Source organism: Sinorhizobium sp. BG8 (assembly GCF_016864555.1).
Classification (GTDB): domain Bacteria; phylum Pseudomonadota; class Alphaproteobacteria; order Rhizobiales; family Rhizobiaceae; genus BG8.
In genome coordinates this window covers 1,229,670-1,247,010 of record NZ_CP044011.1, presented here as the reverse complement: position 1 = coordinate 1,247,010, position 17,341 = coordinate 1,229,670, and the positions used below count along the sequence as shown (strand labels likewise).

The following is a 17,341-nucleotide window of genomic DNA, read 5'->3' as shown; positions in this document are numbered from 1 at the left end:
TTGACCGGGTCCGATCATCCGCGCCGGCGCAGGAGGAGCATCAGGAAGGGAGCGCCAACGAGCGCGGAAACGAGGCCGGCGGAAATCTGGTAGGGAAAGAACAGCATCCTGCCGAGCCAGTCGGCGATGACCAGCAGCGCTCCGCCGCACGCCGCCGCCACGACGAGCTGTGGCAAAGCGCGATGGAACCCCAGCTCGCGAGCGAGATGTGGCGCCATCAGGCCGGCGAAACTGACTGGACCGGCGGCGATGGTCGCAACGGCCGCGAGTAGCGCCGAGAGCAGGAAAAGTGCGGAGCGGGCAAGGCGCACGGGCACGCCGACCGACGCCGCCGGCACAGGCCCGAGGGGCAGGAGATCGAGCCAGCGCCAAGCCGCCGCCGCAAGCGGCACCAGGCATGCGGTGGCGAGCACGAGCGCCATCGCGGTTGTCGTATCGATTCCGTAGGTCGAGCCGCTCATCCAGCGCATCAGGATCAGGGCACGCGGGTCTCCGGTCGCGCCGAGGATGCCCGTCAAAGCATCGGTCATTGCGCCGAGCGCAATGCCGACGAGCAGCACGCGTTCCGGCGCCATACCCGATTTGAGGCCGAGCGCGAAGATGGCAAGGAGCACCACAAGCGCGCCGCCGGCGGCCGAGACCGCGAGGAAACCCTGACCAGGTGCGACAGTGACGAAGAGCGCGACTGCGACGCCGAGCGTTGCGCCAGCGCTGATCCCGACAACTTCGGGACTGGCCATCTCGTTTCCGGTCAGTCTCTGCAGAAGGGTTCCCGAGACCGCGAGCATGGTGCCCGCGGCAAGCGCGGCGAGAACGCGCGGAAAGCGGAAGGGCAGGATCGTCTGCCACTCCGAGAACGGCAGAAGCGCGAAGCCGCCCGTTGGCGACCGCCCCACAAACAATGCGGCGATCAGCAGTACCGGCAACAGAAGCCCGACGAAAAGAAGTGCCTCGCGGCGGCCCGGGCGACCAAACCTGTTCTGCAGGGGCGGTCTAGGCATCACCCGGTGTCGGGTCTTCAGGCGCGGCAGCAGAAGGAGCAGCAGCGGCGAGCCGAAGATCGCCGTGACTGCACCTGTCGGCAGGAACTCCGACATCGCTCCAGCCAGCCACTGTACCGCCTCGTCGGTCAGGAAGAGCAGTGCGGCGCCAAGCAGCGGCGACCACAGCAGCTGCTGGCGCAGGGTCCGCGCGCCGAGAAGGCGGGCCAGAATGGGTGCGATCAGTCCGACGAAGCCGATGACGCCGACGGCACTGGTGACAAACGCGGCGAGCGCCACCGCGACGCCAACGGCCGCGACCCTCAGCGTACCAACCGACACGCCGATCGACGATGCCGAGGTTTCCCCGAGATCCAGCATCGCGAGCGGTCGCACAAGGAGTGCCGCGGCAACGAACAAAATGGCGAGGCGTGGCAAGAGCGAGAAGACGATCTGCCAGCTCTGCTGCGAGAGCGAGCCGCTGCCCCATATGAAGAGGCTCACCAGATAGCGCTCGTTCATGAGAACGAGGATCGCTGAAAGCGCGCCGCACCACAGGCTGATCACCATGCCCGAAAGCACGAGCGAGAAAGGCGAGAACCCCCTGCGCGCGCCGAGGAAGAAGACAAGGCCGGCGACGATGGCACTGCCGCCAAGCGCGACAAGATCACGCCCGACACCAATCAGGCCAGGCATCAAGAGACCGGCGATCGCGAGCGCAAGGCTTGCGCCGGACGAGATACCGAGGGTGGTAGGCGAAGCAAGCGGGTTCAGCAGCACCTGCTGGAACAGCGTACCCGAGAGCGCGAGCGCGGCCCCGCACAAGAGTGCCGTGACGAGACGCGGCAGAACGGCATAGAGCAGGGTCATGCGCGCGGGATCGTAGCCCACCGCGGTTTCGGCCAACCGGGACAATTCGGGCCCGGCGCGCAACCCGAACATCACCGTGGCGGCCGCGAACATGACAAAGCAAACAAGGGCGGCGCCGAAAGCAGGACTGCGTGCGGAGATCATGAGAGGCTTTCCAGATGATCCGTCAGCAGCTCGGCAAAGCGCAGCGCGGAGGGAAGCATTCCAAACATCAGGACGCCGGGCAGAACGGAAACCCGTCCTGCCGCGACGAAGGGAAGGTTCTGCCACAGCGGGCTCGTCGCCTTCATGTTCGCGATGTCAGGGGGAAGCGGTTCGAAGGAGATCAGGCGCGCATCGTCTGCCACTGCCGAGAGCGTCTCGAGCCCGATGGTTTCAAATCCCCAAAAGTTGCTCGTCCCGGTCCAGGCATTGCGCACCCCAATCTTCTGCAGGACGTTGTCATAGAGACTGTGGCCCCCGTAGACGCGGGCATGCCTGTCATCGAGATGTGTGACGAGGGCGACCGGGGGCGGCGAGATCCGGGCGATGCGAACGGCGAACGCCTCGAAGGCCGCCTCGGCTTCCGCGAGAAAGCGCTCGGCTTCGACCTGCCGGCCCAGCCGGTCGCCGATCGCGCGGGTGGCAGCGACCGACCGCATCAGGGGATCGCCATCGGGCGCGTAGATGGTGAGCGTCACCACCGGGGCGATATTCTCGAGAGCTGCCTTCTGCGGTTCGAGATAGGGCGTGGAGAAGATCAGATCGGGCTTTAGCCTCACAAGCGCCTCGAAGTTCACCTCGAGGTCGTCGCCGACATCGGCAACGGACGCGGGCAGGTCCGGTTGCACCATCCAGATCTTCCAGTCCTCTGCGTCGGCGATGCCGACCGGCACGACGCCGATCGCAAGAAGCGTCGAGGCGATGCCATAGTCGAGCGAGACGATCCGCGAGGGAAAGCCCGAAGCGCTCGCGGATACGCCGGGAACGAGCGCGGCAAGCGCCGCGGCAAGGACCGTGCGCCGAGAGAGCGCCGTCCGGGCAGCAACCGGCTCAGACAACATAGGCAATGGGCGCCCCGGAGCCCGGGTGCGGAACGACATCCATGTCGATACCGTAGATATGGGCAAGCGTCGCCGCGTTCATCAGTTCGCCTGGTTCGCCCTCAGCGATGAACCTTCCCCCCTTCAGCGCGAAAATGCGGTCGCAGAAACGTGCGGCCATGTTGATGTCGTGAAGCACCACAACCACGCTCAGCCCCTTGGCATGGGAGAGGCTGCGGACAAGACCCAGGACCTCGATCTGGTGGGCGACGTCGAGGGCGGAAGTGGGTTCGTCGAGCAGCAGGCAGCGGCTGTCCTGCGCGACAAGCATGGCAATCCAGACGCGCTGCCGCTCGCCACCGGAGAGCGTATCGACGAGCCGGTCCGCGAGGTGCTCGACATGGGTCAGGCGCAGCGCCTCCTCGACCTTCTCCCGATCCTTCTCGGTAAAGCGCCCGAGCGCGCCATGCCAGGGATAGCGACCGCAGGCGACAAGCTCGCGGGCCGTCATGCCGGGTGCCGCGGGCGCGTCCTGCGGCAGATAGGCGACGGCGCGGGCGAAGGCCCGGGCGTTCCATCGGCCGGCCGGCTCACCGGCGAAGCGCACGGTCCCGGTCTCTGGTTCAAGCTGCCGGGCGAGCAGCTTCAGCAGTGTCGACTTGCCGGAGCCATTGTGCCCGACGAGCGCCGACACCTCACCCGGCTTGAAACTGATATCAGCCGGATGGAGCAGTACCTTGCCACCTGCCGAGAAGCTCACGCCTTCGGTCGAAAAGGTAAGTTTCAAATCGGCGCCGTGGTCCACGCCGGTTTTCGCGAGCACCGTCATCTGTCAGCAGCCATAGGTGTTGACGTTGGTGCCGGCGGCATGGCTCGTCGCTTCCGATACGACCCGCGGCATCTGGTTTCCCATCCAGTCGTGTGTGCTGACGGACATTGCCTGTGGAATGCGGATAACGAACGGATATTGCAAGGCAAACTCCTGAATGAATACGGCACGGAGAACACCAGGGAACGGCCCGGCGCCAGAGTTTGACCATGCTATAAACATGATTTTCCTGCTCAACAATAAGTCGAGCAGAAAAATCGGGGATTAGTTTGCCGTATTCTGCCTGAAATTCACGGTTGCACGAACCCGCGCAGGTTGCTTTGGCTTTTGCACACACCCCGTGAGCGGATCGCGGCTGTCGCCATCAAGCCCAGGTGTTTGATTTTCGCCGTTCCACCAGATCCAGAACCGCACGCGCCGCATCGAGAACGTTCGTTCCCGGCCCGAAGACGGCCGAGACACCGTGATCGAGGAGGAACTGGTAGTCCTGGCGCGGAACGACACCGCCGACGACGACGATGATATCTTCGGCTCCCTTGGCCTTCAGCGCCTCGACGAGCTGTGGGGCCAGCGTCTTGTGTCCCGCGGCGAGGGACGACATCCCGATCACGTTGACCTCACTTGCAATCGCCAGATCGGCCGCCTCGTTCGGAGTCTGGAAGAGTGGTCCCGCCAGCACCTCGAAACCGATGTCTCCGAAGGCCGACGCGATAACCTTGGCACCCCGATCGTGGCCATCCTGCCCGAGCTTGGCGACCATGATGCGCGGGATTCTGCCTGCTTCCTGCGAATAGTGCGCCAGTCGCTCGGCAAGAACCTTCATTTCCGGTTCGTCTTCGTAGGCCTTTCCGTAGATATTCGTGACCACCTCCGGGGTTGCCGCATGGTCTCCGAAGGCACGGCGCAAGGCATCGGAGATCTCGCCGACGGTCGCGCGCGCCCTTGCGGCCTCGACTGCGGCGGCAAGGATGTTGCCCTTGCCCGAGGACGCCACCTCGACAAGGGCACGGAGCGTTTCCTCGACGGAGACGGAATCGCGTCGGCGCTTTGTCTCCTCGATCCGCCGGATCTGTGCAGCGCGCACGGCGGTGTTATCGATGGCGAGGATGTCGATAGTATCCTCGGTCTCGAGCCGATACTTGTTGACGCCGACGATGACCTCTTCTCCCTTGTCCACCGCGGCCTGGCGACGCGTTGCGGCCTCCTCGATCAACCGCTTTGGAAGCCCTTCCGTGACGGCCTTCGTCATGCCGCCCAGCGCCTCCACCTCTTCGATCAGCGCCCAGGCCTTCTCCGCGAGTTCATGGGTAAGGCTCTCCACATAGTAGGAACCGGCCAACGGATCGACGACCTTCGTCACACCGGTTTCATGCTGGAGGATCAGCTGTGTGTTGCGGGCAATGCGGGCGGAGAATTCCGTCGGCAGCGCGATCGCCTCGTCAAAGGAATTGGTATGGAGCGACTGGGTGCCGCCGAGCGCCGCCGACATTGCCTCGAAAGCAGTGCGGATGACGTTGTTGTAGGGATCCTGTTCCTGCAGCGAGACGCCTGACGTCTGGCAATGGGTGCGCAGCATCAGGGAGGATGCCTTCTTGGGTTGGAACTCCTCCATGATGCGGGTCCACAGCAACCGCGCAGCGCGCAGCTTCGCGGCCTCCATGAAGAAGTTCATGCCGATCGCGAAAAAGAAGGAGAGGCGACCGGCGAAATCGTCGACGTTCAATCCCTTGGCGAGAGCCGCGCGCACATATTCCCGCCCGTCGGCAAGCGTGAAGGCGAGCTCTTGCACCAGCGTCGCACCCGCCTCCTGCATGTGGTAGCCGGAGATCGAGATCGAGTTGAACTTCGGCATCTCCTTCGCCGTGTACTCGATGATGTCAGCAACGATGCGCATCGAGGGTTCCGGCGGATAGATGTAGGTGTTGCGAACCATGAACTCCTTGAGGATATCGTTCTGGATGGTGCCGGAGAGATCCGCCCGAGGCACGCCCTGCTCCTCGCCCGCGACGATGAAGTTCGCCAGGATAGGGATGACGGCACCGTTCATGGTCATGGAGACGGACATGTCCTGAAGCGGGATGCCGTCGAAGAGGATCTTCATGTCCTCGACGCTGTCGATCGCCACGCCCGCCTTGCCGACATCTCCCTCTACACGCGGGTGGTCGCTGTCGTAGCCACGATGCGTGGCAAGATCGAAGGCGACCGACAGTCCCTTCTGTCCGGCAGCGAGCGCCTTGCGGTAGAAAGCATTGGACGCCTCCGCGGTGGAGAAGCCGGCGTACTGGCGGATCGTCCAGGGGCGACCGGCATACATCGTGGCACGCGGGCCCCGGGTGAAGGGCGCGAAGCCGGGGAGCGATCCGAGGTGTTCGAAGCCGGCAAGATCGTCTTCGGTGTAGAGCGGCTTGACGTCGATGCCTTCCGGCGTGTGCCAGACAAGATCACCCGCCGGGGACTTCAGTTCCTTCTCGGCGAGGACCTCCCAATCCTTCAGAGTCTTCTCGGCCATCATTCGAACTCCATGATCAGCTCGTCGACCGCCAGGCTTGCGCCCTCGGTGGCGGCAACACGTATGACGGTGGCGCGCTTCTCAGCGCGAAGAATGTTCTCCATCTTCATCGCCTCGATGGTGGCGAGTGCCTGTCCGGCTTCGACGACGTCGCCTTCCTTGACGTTGACCGCCGTGACTACGCCCGGCATCGGGCAGAGCAGCATCTTCGACGTGTCAGGCGGGAGCTTCTTCGGCATCAGGCGGGCGAGTTCCGCCACGCGCGGGGTTCGTACGCGCGCGACAGTATCGATGCCGCGCCAGCGCAGCCTGATCGCAGCCCCCTGGATGTCCACCTTAACACTCATCGGCTGATTGCCGATGCTGAAAGACGCGATCGTCCGTCCGGGCATCCAGTTGCCGGCAAGCGAAAGGCTGGTTCCGTCGGCGAAGACCGCTTGGGTGCCATCGACCGAAACGCGGCTTTCCACCTCGAGTTCGCGCCCGGAGAGGGTGACGACCCAACGGTGCCCGACGACGCGGCGATGATTTCCGATGGTGCCGGAAATCTGCACGGCGCGCTCCTGCAGTGTCTGCTGAATGAAAACGGCCACGGCGGCAAGATTCTTGGCATCGGCCTCGCCCGGTTCGACGCCGTGAAAGCCGTCGGGGAACTCCTCGGCGATATAGGCCGTGGTAAGCCGTCCCTCACGAAAGCGCTGCTGACGCATGACGGCCGAGAGGAACGGCAGATTGTGACCGATACCCTCGACCTGGAAATCGTCCAGTGCCGCGCTCATGGCATCGATCGCGCCGAGGCGATCCGCAGCGTGCGTGCAAAGCTTGGCGATCATCGGATCGTAGTACATCGAGATTTCGCCACCCTCGAAGACGCCCGTGTCGTTGCGCAGCGTCGTGCCATCGCTTCGCTTTCCTTCCTGTGGCGGGCGATAGCGCGTCAGACGGCCGATGGAGGGCAGGAAATTGCGGAAGGGATCCTCTGCGTAGAGCCGGCTTTCGATCGCCCAGCCGTCGAGCTTGACGTCCTCCTGTCCGAAGGACAGTTTCTCGCCGGCGGCTACGCGGATCATCTGCTCTACGAGATCGATGCCGGTGATCAGCTCCGTGACGGGGTGCTCGACCTGCAGGCGGGTGTTCATTTCCAGGAAGTAGAAATTGCGGTCGCCGTCGACGATGAACTCGACCGTTCCCGCCGAATGGTAGCCGACGGCTTTCGAAAGCGCGACCGCCTGCTCTCCCATGGCCCGCCGCGTCGCTTCGTCGAGGAAGGGCGAAGGCGCCTCCTCGATAACCTTCTGGTTCCGGCGCTGGATGGAGCATTCGCGCTCGCCGAGATAGAGCACCGTACCATGCTTGTCGCCGAGCACCTGGATCTCGATGTGGCGCGGCTGGGTAACGAACTTTTCGATGAAGATGCGGTCGTCGCCGAAGGAGGATTTCGCCTCGTTCTTCGAGGACCGGAAGCCCTCGCGTGCCTCGTCGTCGTTCCAGGCGATGCGCATGCCCTTGCCGCCGCCGCCGGCGGACGCCTTGATCATGACGGGATAGCCGATCGACGACGCGATCGCGACGGCCTGTGCCGCGTCCTCGATCAGGCCCATGTGGCCGGGCACGGTGGACACGCCAGCTTCCGCCGCCAGCTTCTTCGAAGTGATCTTGTCGCCCATCGCCTCGATCGCACCGACCGGCGGACCGATGAAGGTGACGCCTTCGTTCCTGAGCGCCTCGGCGAAGGCGGCATTTTCCGACAGGAAGCCGTAGCCGGGATGCACCGCATCCGCACCGGTCTCCCGGATGGCATCCATGATCTTCTCAATGACGATATAGGACTGGCTCGATGGAGCCGGGCCGATATGAACGGCTTCGTCAGCCATCTTCACATGCAGCGCATCGGCATCGGCATCGGAATAGACGGCGACGGTGGCGATACCGAGCTTCTTCGCGGTCTTGATGACGCGGCAGGCGATTTCACCACGATTGGCGATGAGGATTTTCTTGATTGTCACCGTCACACCTCGAATACGTCTTCAAATGATTCCGGGAAGTTCTGCCTGGCGACCTTTTCGTCGATCACCAGCATGGACTCGTAGGAAAGCGGATCGAAATCCTTGTCCGCCGCGATGACTTCACGGCCGAAAAGAAGGTTAAGTCTGGCGGCATCCAGGTTACCGCGCTCGAACGGCTCGGTCCTGAAATAGTGCCAGAGGGCGTGCAGGAAGGCCGCATCGATGCGGTGTTCCTTGGTGCCCGGACGGGCCTTGCGGGGCAGGGCCTTGAGGGCGGTCACGCCCTTCGGATTGGCGCGACGAATGGTGAACTGCACGCCGGTGCCGGGCATCCCGGACGGGAAGCCCTTGTGTTTGGTCATATCGGGAAGGTCAGCCATGAGCCAGCTCCCTTACAGCGGGATCGTATCGTGCTTGCGCCACAGCTGCTCCTGCCGCTTGTTGCGGAGCGAGGCGAAGGCACGGGCGATGCGTCGACGGGACGAATGCGGCATGATCACTTCGTCGATGAAGCCGCGTTCGGCGGCGACGAAGGGATTGGCGAAGCGCTCCTCATATTCCTTCGTGCGCGCAGCGATCTTTTCCGCGTCGCCGAGTTCTGAGCGATAGAGGATCTCAGTCGCGCCCTTCGCCCCCATCACCGCAATTTCGGCGCTGGGCCAGGCGTAGTTGACGTCGGCGCCGATGTGCTTGGAGGCCATCACGTCATAGGCGCCGCCATAGGCCTTGCGGGTGATGAGCGTCACCATCGGCACGGTCGCCTGGCTGTAGGCGAAGAGAAGCTTCGCGCCATGCTTGATGACGCCGCCGTATTCCTGGCTGGTGCCAGGCAGGAAGCCGGGCACATCGACCAGGGTAAGAAGGGGAATATTGAAAGCATCGCAGAAGCGCACGAAGCGTGCGGCCTTGCGGGAGGAGTCGATGTCGAGGCAGCCGGCAAGCACCATCGGCTGGTTAGCGACGACGCCGACAGACTGGCCCTCGATGCGGATGAAGCCGGTGACGATGTTACGGGCGAAGCTTTCCTGCAGCTCGAAGAAATCGCCCTCGTCGCCAATCGCGTAGATCAGCTCCTTCATGTCGTAGGGCTTGTTGGAACTGGTGGGGATCAGCGTATCGAGGCGAGCCTCGAGCCGCGCGGGATCATCGTGGAACGGGCGGACGGGCGGCTTCTCGCGATTGTTGAGAGGCAGGAAATCGAACAGGAGACGGACCTGCTCCAACGTTTCGACGTCATTCTCGTAGGCCGCATCGGCAACGGAGGACTTGTGGGTATGGGTTCGGGCCCCACCCAGTTCCTCGGCGGTTACGATCTCGTTGGTGACCGTTTTCACGACGTCCGGACCGGTCACGAACATGTAGGAGCTGTCACGCACCATGAAGATGAAATCTGTCATGGCGGGCGAGTAGACTGCGCCACCTGCGCAGGGCCCATAATGACCGAGATCTGCGGGATAACGCCCGACGCCTCGGCGTTGCGCCGGAACACTTCCGCATAGCCTGCAAGCGATGCGACGCCCTCCTGGATGCGGGCACCACCGCTATCGTTCAGACCGATCACCGGAGCGCCATTTCTGACCGCCATGTCCATGATCTTGCAGATCTTCTGGGCATGGGTTTCCGAAAGGGATCCGCCGAGGACTGTAAAGTCCTGGGAAAAGACATAGACCTGCCGGCCGTTTATGGTGCCCCAGCCGGTCACCACGCCATCTCCCGCCACCTTCTGCTCCGCCATGCCGAAGTCGACGGCACGGTGGGTGACGTACATGTCGTATTCCTCGAACGAACCCTCATCGAGCAGGACCTCGATGCGCTCGCGGGCCGTGAGCTTGCCCTTGCCATGCTGCGCTTCGATGCGCCGCTTCCCCCCACCAAGGCGCGCTTCGGCGCGGCGGGCTTCGAGTTGTTCCAGTACTTGGCGCATGTTTCCTCCCCTGCCGTCAGGCAGACGCATCATAACTCTGCCCTCCCCTAGCCTGCCAGTCGCTGCGAGAAAATGGTTGAACGTGCGCAAATGTGGATTTATAAAATTGCTAACTGAATATTGCGAAATTGCAAATGGCTATCGGAAAGCTCTTCATCGGCAGGAAGGTCCGGGACCTGCGGCTTGCCAACCAGGCGACGCAGAGTCAGTTCGCCGAGCGCATCGGCATATCGACCAGCTACCTCAACCAGATCGAAAACAATCAGCGGCCCGTTTCCGCGTCCGTCCTGCTGGCGCTTGCGGAAAAGTTCCAGATGGATATCGCGGACCTATCCACCGGTGAGGTGGATCGCCTCCTCTCCGCACTTTCCGAGGCCCTGTCCGACCCGCTGTTCGACGCCTATTCGCCGAGCCTGCAGGAGCTGAAGCTGATCACGCAGAATGCGCCGGGCATCGCCCATGCGCTGATCCTCTGCCACCAGGCCTATCGCCGCAACAGCGAGCAGCTCGCGAGCCTCGACACCACGATCGGTCGATCGACGGAAATGACGGAGCGCACCCCATACGAGGAAGTGCGCGACTTCTTCCATTTCGTCGACAACTACATCCACGAGCTCGACGTGACCGCCGAACGGCTGTCCGCCGAACTCTCGATCGGAGACGGCGGTGCGCATGCCGCGCTCTCCTCCTACCTCGAGGAACGCCACGGGGTACGCATTGTTCGCCCTTCCGTGAATGACGATGCGGTCCGCCGTTTCGACCCCGAAAACCGCCTGCTGACCATCAACCCCTATCTGCCCGCATCGACGCGCGACTTCCAGCTCGCCCTGCAGATCGCCCAGCTCCACGCCGGACCTCAGATCGACGCGATCGCGAACGGAGCCGGCTTCCGCACCGCCGAGGCGCTCGACATCTGTCGTATCGGCCTGCAGAACTATTTTGCCGGGGCGCTGATCCTGCCATACCAGGTCTTTCTGCGGACGGCCCGCGACCTGCGCCACGACATCGAGCTGCTTGCCGCTCGCTTCGGCGCTTCGCTCGAACAGGTGTGCCACCGCCTGTCGACGCTGCAGCGGCCGGGCCAGAAAGGCGTTCCCATGTTCTTCGCGCGGATCGACAGGGCGGGAAACATCACCAAGCGCCACAGCGCTGCCAAGCTGCAGTTCGCCCGCTTCGGCGCGGCCTGTCCCCTCTGGAACGTGCACCAGGCATTCGAAACGCCGGGCCGGATCATACGGCAGCTGGCGGAAACGCCCGATGGCGCGCGCTACCTCTGCCTTGCCACGCAGATCAACAAGGGGGCGGCGGGCTTTCGCGCCGCACATCCGAGTTTCGCCCTCTCTCTCGGCTGCGAGATCTCCTACGCCGACCAGTTCGTCTATGCCGACGACCTCGACCTCACAAACCGTTCCGCCTTCGACCCGATCGGCATTTCCTGCCGGATCTGCGAACGCCCGAACTGCGCAAGCCGCGCCGTTCCGCCTTTCCGGCGCAAGCTCACGATCGACCACAATGTCAGGGAAGCAACACCATACCGGCTGGTATAGGCACAGGGGAAAGTGGAGCGGGTAGCGGGAATCGAACCCGCGCGTTCAGCTTGGGAAGCTGACAGGCTACCATTACATCATACCCGCGAATGGCCTGGCGCAGTCATCTGCGAGTTTGAGAAGCATGTCAAGTCAGCTGCGGCCGACCGCGACGGCTGCAAGCCAGTCGATGTCCTGCGACCTCGCACAGCCACGCCTCTCCTCGACGGCGCCCAGCGCATTGACGGCGCGCGCGGGTACCCGAAGCCTCACAATAGCTCGGCGGCCAGAGGGCGGCACCCGAAACATTGCGTTTGGCATTTTTCTGTAATCGTGAGTGTCGTTGCTTAAATGCGGCCCGCCAATAGATGGGCACGACAGCTAGAACAGCCTACGTCCGAACATAAGTTCGGAGAATACGGGCGTTATGCGATTATGTCGAAGTCATTGGCTGTCAAAGCAAGGTTCTTGCCGATCAGAGCGACCTGCTTGGCCGCCGCCGATCCGGTTCCATCAGCGTCGTACCAAAGCTTGCCAGAAGATTTGTCGTAAATAATCCGGTCGCTTGCATCGTGCGCCTTCTTCCCGATCCAAAAGGCGGAAGAAGCCAGATCTCCGACCTTCCCGATCCTCGTAAAGACATCATCGTCCAGCCAGATCGTGTCATTCGCGACCGAGAAGTCACTTATCCTGTCGACGTTCGCCGACCCGATCTTCGTGTTAAAGACAAAGACATCATTCCCGCTGCCGCCGGTGAACAAATCGGAATGAAGACCACCATATAGAATGTCATTTCCTTGGCCGCCTTTCAGGGTATCCTTCCCGTCCCCTCCAGCGAGAACATCGTTTCCGACACCGCCGTTCAGCGTGTCTGCGCCTGCCTTGCCGCTGATCACATCTTCCTCTCCGCCTCCGCTCAAGGTATCGGCGCCTGACGTTCCGTTGATCGTGAGGCCGGCAACATTGGTAACACTGATCTTCAGCGTTTGGGTATCGTAGAGTTCGCCGTCGCTTGCTCTGACGATCACGTCGTAAACGTTGTTCTTCCCTACGTCCTTTGCAGCTTCAAAATCGGGAGCGGCCTTAAATGCAAGGGCACCTGTCGTCGAGTTGATCGCGAAGAGCGCCGCATCGGCGCCACCAGAAAGCGAATAGATGATGGCCGTCTGTTCGGCATCCGTCGCCTTCACGATGCTTACTGCGGTCCTTGTCTCGGCGATCTTGACGGCCGCAGTCGAGCCGCCGCCGTTCGAGGATATTACGGGTCGCGTGTTCGAACTCGTAAGATCGACTACGGCATCGCCGAATTGCAGCTTCTCGACAGAAGTGAGTACATCGACACCATCGCTTGCGCCACTGCGCTTGTCGGTGACGGTCCAGGTACCATCGGGGCTCTTCACGTAACTATAGTTGGCTTTGACACCCGAGAAAACAGCCGTGTCCGTTCCGGCGCCACCATCGAGATTATCTGCGCCGCCTCCACCGGTCAGGGTGTCGTTTCCCGCGCCGCCTTCAAAGACGTTGTTACCGGCGTTACCGGTCATGATGTTATCGAGCAGGTTACCTCTAACGGTTCGCCCTGGGGCCGCGCCCTGAAGGACGACGTTTTCGACATTGTCGACTAGCTGGATGTCTGTGACCGCGCTTTCGAGAAACTCCGCTGTAACTATTAGACTGTCGGTTCCCTCACCAGCCTTCTCAACGATGCTAAAGTTTCCTGGCAAATAGCCAGCTAGTCCGCGCACTTCGCCCCGGTCAAAGATGAAGGTGTCATCCCCCGCCCCTCCGAAGACGGTCGCCCCCATATAACCGCCATCGTTGTTGAAGGTATCATTGCCGCCACCAAGTAGAACGTCCGCCGAAATGGAAGATAGATTTACAATGGTTTCCGAAAATGCGCTGCCTTCGAAAGCATTTAATACTTGCAACGATCCAGAATTATTAAGGCCGCCCCACTCCCCGGCATTTACGACAGTCGTCGCGTTATTGGTTCGAAAAAACTCATCTCGCACCACGACAACGCCCATCTGCCCTTCGTTGTACACGCTCATCTCAGTGGAAATTTCCAGTCTAGAAAGCATGCCGTAGTTATTTACTTGGCTTCCGGGTCCGCTCACGCGGATGTCTTCTCTATAATCCAGTGTGGAGCGATTGTTTATTGTGTTGTTCTTTCCTTGAATGAACATCGCTCCCGTTTCCACGTAAGGATTGTCTTCCGAAAATTGGAATGAAATCGCGATGTTGAACGTATTCCCGTCTCCTGACGCGGTGACGCCATACGATCTCGCGTAGGTATCATTGATCGTTATGCTTCCGCTCAGATTGAAAATCGAATTGTTGACGCCGCTTGCCGATATGCCCGCTCCGCGCGAGACGATAATACTGGCTGCAGAAACGAAGTTTATCGTTTGATAGTTCGCGTCCCTCAAAATATAGGTCGTTGTTTTGGCACCAGTTATTTCGATGGTCATCGAACGCCCCTATTCTTACTGAAAATTTCTTTTCCTGTGCCGAACAAACGTCTATTCGGCGCACAGGCCGACTTAAATCAAGCGTCGGCAGATCAGAACTAGCGCGGCTCCTAAAGCGCGACATCACCCAAGTTGGTGAGGTCGCTGAAAATCTCCAAGCCTATGGCTGCGTTCGCTTCGCTTTCCATCGACTTGCCCATCATTTTCGTGGGGGTGATTGGACTTGAAGCCATTTTTCACTTGATGGCTTCCCAGATCTGAGCGTCCCGGGATGAATACATCTCATCTATCTCGCAGAGCGTTTTGCCTACAATCTCTTCGTGGAAGCATTCATCCTTCAGGGCCTTACAAGCGGCCACGGGCAACCGCTACGGAGGCAAGCTCATTTGAGCTCTAGGCGGACACCGGCAAGGCTAAACCCGCAACAAAGACGAGAGTGCAAGTTGAAAGGAGCGACGGTTAGTTTCGTACCGCGCCGAATTCCCCTCCGGATCAACCGAACGCGCCACATCATGTGACGGGCAACGCAAGCGACTGAGTTCAGTCTACTTCATCCTGCCAGACACGTGGCCGGGGTGCTCCGCGCGCGCTCACCCTGCGCGAAAATGCTTGGAAAGCTTCAGGCCTTGTGCCTGATAGTTCGAGCCGAGGCCGCTGCCGTAGAGGCCTTCCGGGGCATCCAGCATGTGTTCGTAGACGAGGCGACCCACGATCTGGCCGTGTTCGAGAATGAAGGGCACTTCGTGGCTGCGAACTTCCAGCACCGCACGGCTTCCGGAACCGCCGGCCGGGGCGTGGCCGAAACCCGGATCGAAGAAGCCGGCATAGTGGACACGGAACTCACCGACCAGCGGATCGAACGGCGTCATCTCGGCGGCGTAGAGCGGCGGAACGTGGACAGCCTCGCGAGAGACCAGGATGTAGAACTCATCCGGGTCAAGAATGAGCTCGTTGCGGCCGCGACTGAACAGCGGCTCCCAGAAATCGAAGATATCGTGCTGGTTCTTGCGATCCACGTCGACGACGGAGGTGTGGTGCTTGCCGCGATAGCCGACAAGGCCGTCCGCCCCGGTCCCCTTGAGGTCGATCGACAGCGCGATGCCGCCACCCGAAACGTTCGGCGTCTCGCTGGCGACGAGCACGTCGCTCCCGTGAAGGGCGAGCAGCTCGGCGTCGCCCAGGAGCGCATTGCCCTTACGGAAACGGATCTGCGACAGCCGCGATCCGCGGCGCACGACGATCGGGAAGGTTCGCGGCGAGATCTCGAGATACAGCGGCCCCTTATAGCCGGCCGGAATCTTGTCGAACTCCTGCGCCCGATCGGTGATGACGCGGGTGAAAATGTCCAGACGCCCCGTCGAGCTCTTCGGATTTGCCGAGGCCGCCAGTTCTTCCGGAAGGTCGAGGCTTTCCATCAGCGGCACAATGTAGACGCAGCCGGTCTCGAGCACCGCGCCCTCGGAAAGGTCGATGACATGCAGCTGGAGACGGTCAAGCTTGTCCGAGACGAGGCTTCCGGGCCTGGCAGGAAGCTGGCGCGAACCCTGAACGCCTTCGAACCGAGGCGCAGGTCGAGGCTTGCCGGCTGGATCTGATCGGAGTCCAGCGCCGCCTCGCTTCTCAAACGATCCGCGTCGAACAATGCCTGAATGGCGCGGTCCGCCAGAATCCCAGTAATGCGTGCCATTTTCCATACCTCACTCGAACGCCAGACAAAACCAAATGCCGGGAATTGACGCAAGCGCAAGCAAGCAGTATTGACCCATTATCCCGTGGTGATTTGGCCGGTCGGCTTGCAGCCACGTTAAACAAATAGCTAAAAAGGCCGGGTGTTGAACCGGCCTGCTTTTGCGGCCGGTTTTTTTGTATTGGAAGGCGATGATCACATGACCAAGTCCTGGCGCCCGGCAACCCAACTCGTTCATGGCGGGACGACCCGTTCGCAGCATGCGGAAACCTCGGAAGCGATTTTCCTGACACAGGGTTTCGTCTACGACACGGCCGAAGCGGCCGAGGCGCGCTTCAAGGGCGAGACCGAGGGGTTCATCTACGCGCGCTACGGCAGCCCGACCAACGACATGTTCGAAAAGCGCATGTGCATGCTGGAAGGCGCCGAGGACGCCCGCGCCACGGCGTCGGGGATGGCTGCCGTGGCGGCCGCGATCCTGTGCCAGGTGAAGGCCGGCGACCACATCGTCGCCGCCCGCGCACTCTTCGGCTCGTGCCGCTGGGTGGTCGAGACTCTTGCTCCGAAGTACGGCATCGAGTGCACCATCGTTGATGGTCGCGATCTCGCGAACTGGGAGAAGGCAGTCCAGAAGAACACCAAGGTCTTCTTCCTCGAAAGCCCGACCAATCCGACGCTCGAAGTGATCGACATTGCCGGCGTTGCGAAGCTTGCCAACCAGGTCGGCGCAAAGGTCGTGGTCGACAACGTGTTCGCCACCCCCCTATTTCAGAAGCCGCTCGAACTCGGCGCCCACATCGTCGTCTATTCCGCCACCAAGCATATCGACGGCCAGGGCCGTTGCCTCGGCGGCGTGATCCTGTCCGACAAGGCCTGGATCGACGAGAACCTTCACGACTACTTCCGCCATACCGGCCCGGCCATGTCGCCGTTCAATGCCTGGACGCTCCTTAAGGGCATCGAGACCCTGCCTCTGCGCGTCAAGCAGCAGACGGAGAACGCGAGCCGGATCGCCGACTTCCTGGCGGGCCAGGACAAGATTGCGCGCGTGATCTACCCGGGCCGCAAGGACCATCCGCAGGCCGACATCATTGCGCGGCAGATGAAGGGCGGCTCGACGCTCGTCTGCATCGAGCTCAAGGGGGCAAGGAGGCGGCCTTCGAGTTGCAGAATGCGCTCGATATCGTCAAGATCTCCAACAACCTTGGCGACGCGAAGAGCCTGATCACCCACCCGGCAACGACCACGCACAAGAACCTCTCGGAGGAGGCTCGGGCCGAACTCGGGATTTCCGGCGGCACGGTGCGCCTTTCGGCCGGTATCGAGGACGGCGACGACCTTCTCGCCGACTTTGCCCAGGCGCTGGAAAAAGTGCGCGCCTGATCGGCACATCATTGCGAAAGGCCGCGCTGCAACGCGGCCTTTCGTTCACAGCATCGATGCGGCGAAACACTCGACAAAATGGGGAACGCGCTCCCACTTTGCCGCATGCCGGCTAACCGGCTTTGTATCACAAA

General features: G+C 61.8%; 9 protein-coding genes, 1 tRNA gene, 3 pseudogenes and 1 riboswitch. Of the genes and pseudogenes, 2 read left to right on the top strand and 11 right to left on the bottom strand.

What is annotated here, in order from left to right; translation table 11 throughout:
• Nucleotides 1–14: 14 nt before the first annotated feature.
• The 8 genes and pseudogenes from fhuB to F3Y30_RS05715 all read right to left on the bottom strand — a co-directional run bounded on the left by fhuB (nt 15) and on the right by F3Y30_RS05715 (nt 10,140).
• Nucleotides 15–1,994: a Fe(3+)-hydroxamate ABC transporter permease FhuB gene (fhuB, locus tag F3Y30_RS05750; RefSeq protein ID WP_203425545.1), complete on the bottom strand. Its 1,980-nt coding sequence runs from the start codon at nt 1,992–1,994 to the stop codon at nt 15–17.
• Nucleotides 1,991–2,893, bottom strand: coding sequence for an ABC transporter substrate-binding protein (locus F3Y30_RS05745; RefSeq protein WP_203426496.1), 903 nt, complete (start codon nt 2,891–2,893; stop codon nt 1,991–1,993). The genes fhuB and F3Y30_RS05745 overlap by 4 nt, the downstream gene beginning before the upstream one ends.
• The gene (locus F3Y30_RS05740; protein ID WP_203425544.1) at nt 2,883–3,701 is read right to left on the bottom strand and encodes an ATP-binding cassette domain-containing protein; all 819 of its coding nucleotides are present in this window, start codon (nt 3,699–3,701) and stop codon (nt 2,883–2,885) included. The genes F3Y30_RS05745 and F3Y30_RS05740 overlap by 11 nt, the downstream gene beginning before the upstream one ends.
• Nucleotides 3,702–3,704: 3 nt before the next feature.
• Nucleotides 3,705–3,845, bottom strand: a complete 141-nt coding sequence (locus tag F3Y30_RS05735) for a hypothetical protein (protein WP_203425543.1) — start codon at nt 3,843–3,845, stop codon at nt 3,705–3,707.
• A gap of 220 nt (nt 3,846–4,065) precedes the next feature.
• Nucleotides 4,066–6,210 carry a methylmalonyl-CoA mutase gene (scpA, locus tag F3Y30_RS05730; protein WP_203425542.1) on the bottom strand — a complete coding sequence of 715 codons (2,145 nt, stop codon included), beginning with the start codon at nt 6,208–6,210 and terminating at the stop codon, nt 4,066–4,068.
• Entirely contained in the window at nt 6,210–8,216 is a 2,007-nt protein-coding gene (locus F3Y30_RS05725) for an acetyl/propionyl/methylcrotonyl-CoA carboxylase subunit alpha (RefSeq protein ID WP_246752879.1), read from the bottom strand. Before F3Y30_RS05725 ends, scpA begins: the two co-directional genes overlap by 1 nt.
• Nucleotides 8,217–8,218: 2 nt before the next feature.
• Nucleotides 8,219–8,596: a hypothetical protein gene (locus tag F3Y30_RS05720; protein ID WP_203425540.1), complete on the bottom strand. Its 378-nt coding sequence runs from the start codon at nt 8,594–8,596 to the stop codon at nt 8,219–8,221.
• A gap of 12 nt (nt 8,597–8,608) precedes the next feature.
• A pseudogene (locus F3Y30_RS05715) lies at nt 8,609–10,140 on the bottom strand (acyl-CoA carboxylase subunit beta).
• A gap of 134 nt (nt 10,141–10,274) precedes the next feature.
• On the opposite strand from F3Y30_RS05715, the gene F3Y30_RS05710 reads away from it, so the two are divergent.
• Nucleotides 10,275–11,687: an XRE family transcriptional regulator gene (locus F3Y30_RS05710; protein WP_203425539.1), complete on the top strand. Its 1,413-nt coding sequence runs from the start codon at nt 10,275–10,277 to the stop codon at nt 11,685–11,687.
• A 13-nt stretch (nt 11,688–11,700) separates the two neighbouring features.
• On the opposite strand, the gene F3Y30_RS05705 is transcribed toward F3Y30_RS05710, so the two are convergent.
• The 3 genes and pseudogenes from F3Y30_RS05705 to F3Y30_RS05695 all read right to left on the bottom strand — a co-directional run bounded on the left by F3Y30_RS05705 (nt 11,701) and on the right by F3Y30_RS05695 (nt 15,824).
• Nucleotides 11,701–11,774, bottom strand: a tRNA-Gly gene (locus F3Y30_RS05705).
• A 317-nt stretch (nt 11,775–12,091) separates the two neighbouring features.
• The gene (locus F3Y30_RS05700; protein WP_203425538.1) at nt 12,092–14,137 is read right to left on the bottom strand and encodes a calcium-binding protein; all 2,046 of its coding nucleotides are present in this window, start codon (nt 14,135–14,137) and stop codon (nt 12,092–12,094) included.
• 590 nt (nt 14,138–14,727) lie between these two features.
• A pseudogene (locus F3Y30_RS05695) lies at nt 14,728–15,824 on the bottom strand (2'-deoxycytidine 5'-triphosphate deaminase).
• 75 nt (nt 15,825–15,899) lie between these two features.
• Nucleotides 15,900–15,978, top strand: a riboswitch (SAM riboswitch).
• 45 nt (nt 15,979–16,023) lie between these two features.
• Here F3Y30_RS05695 and F3Y30_RS05690 point away from each other — a divergent pair.
• Nucleotides 16,024–17,207, top strand: a pseudogene (locus F3Y30_RS05690) (O-succinylhomoserine sulfhydrylase).
• Nucleotides 17,208–17,341 lie beyond the last annotated feature (134 nt).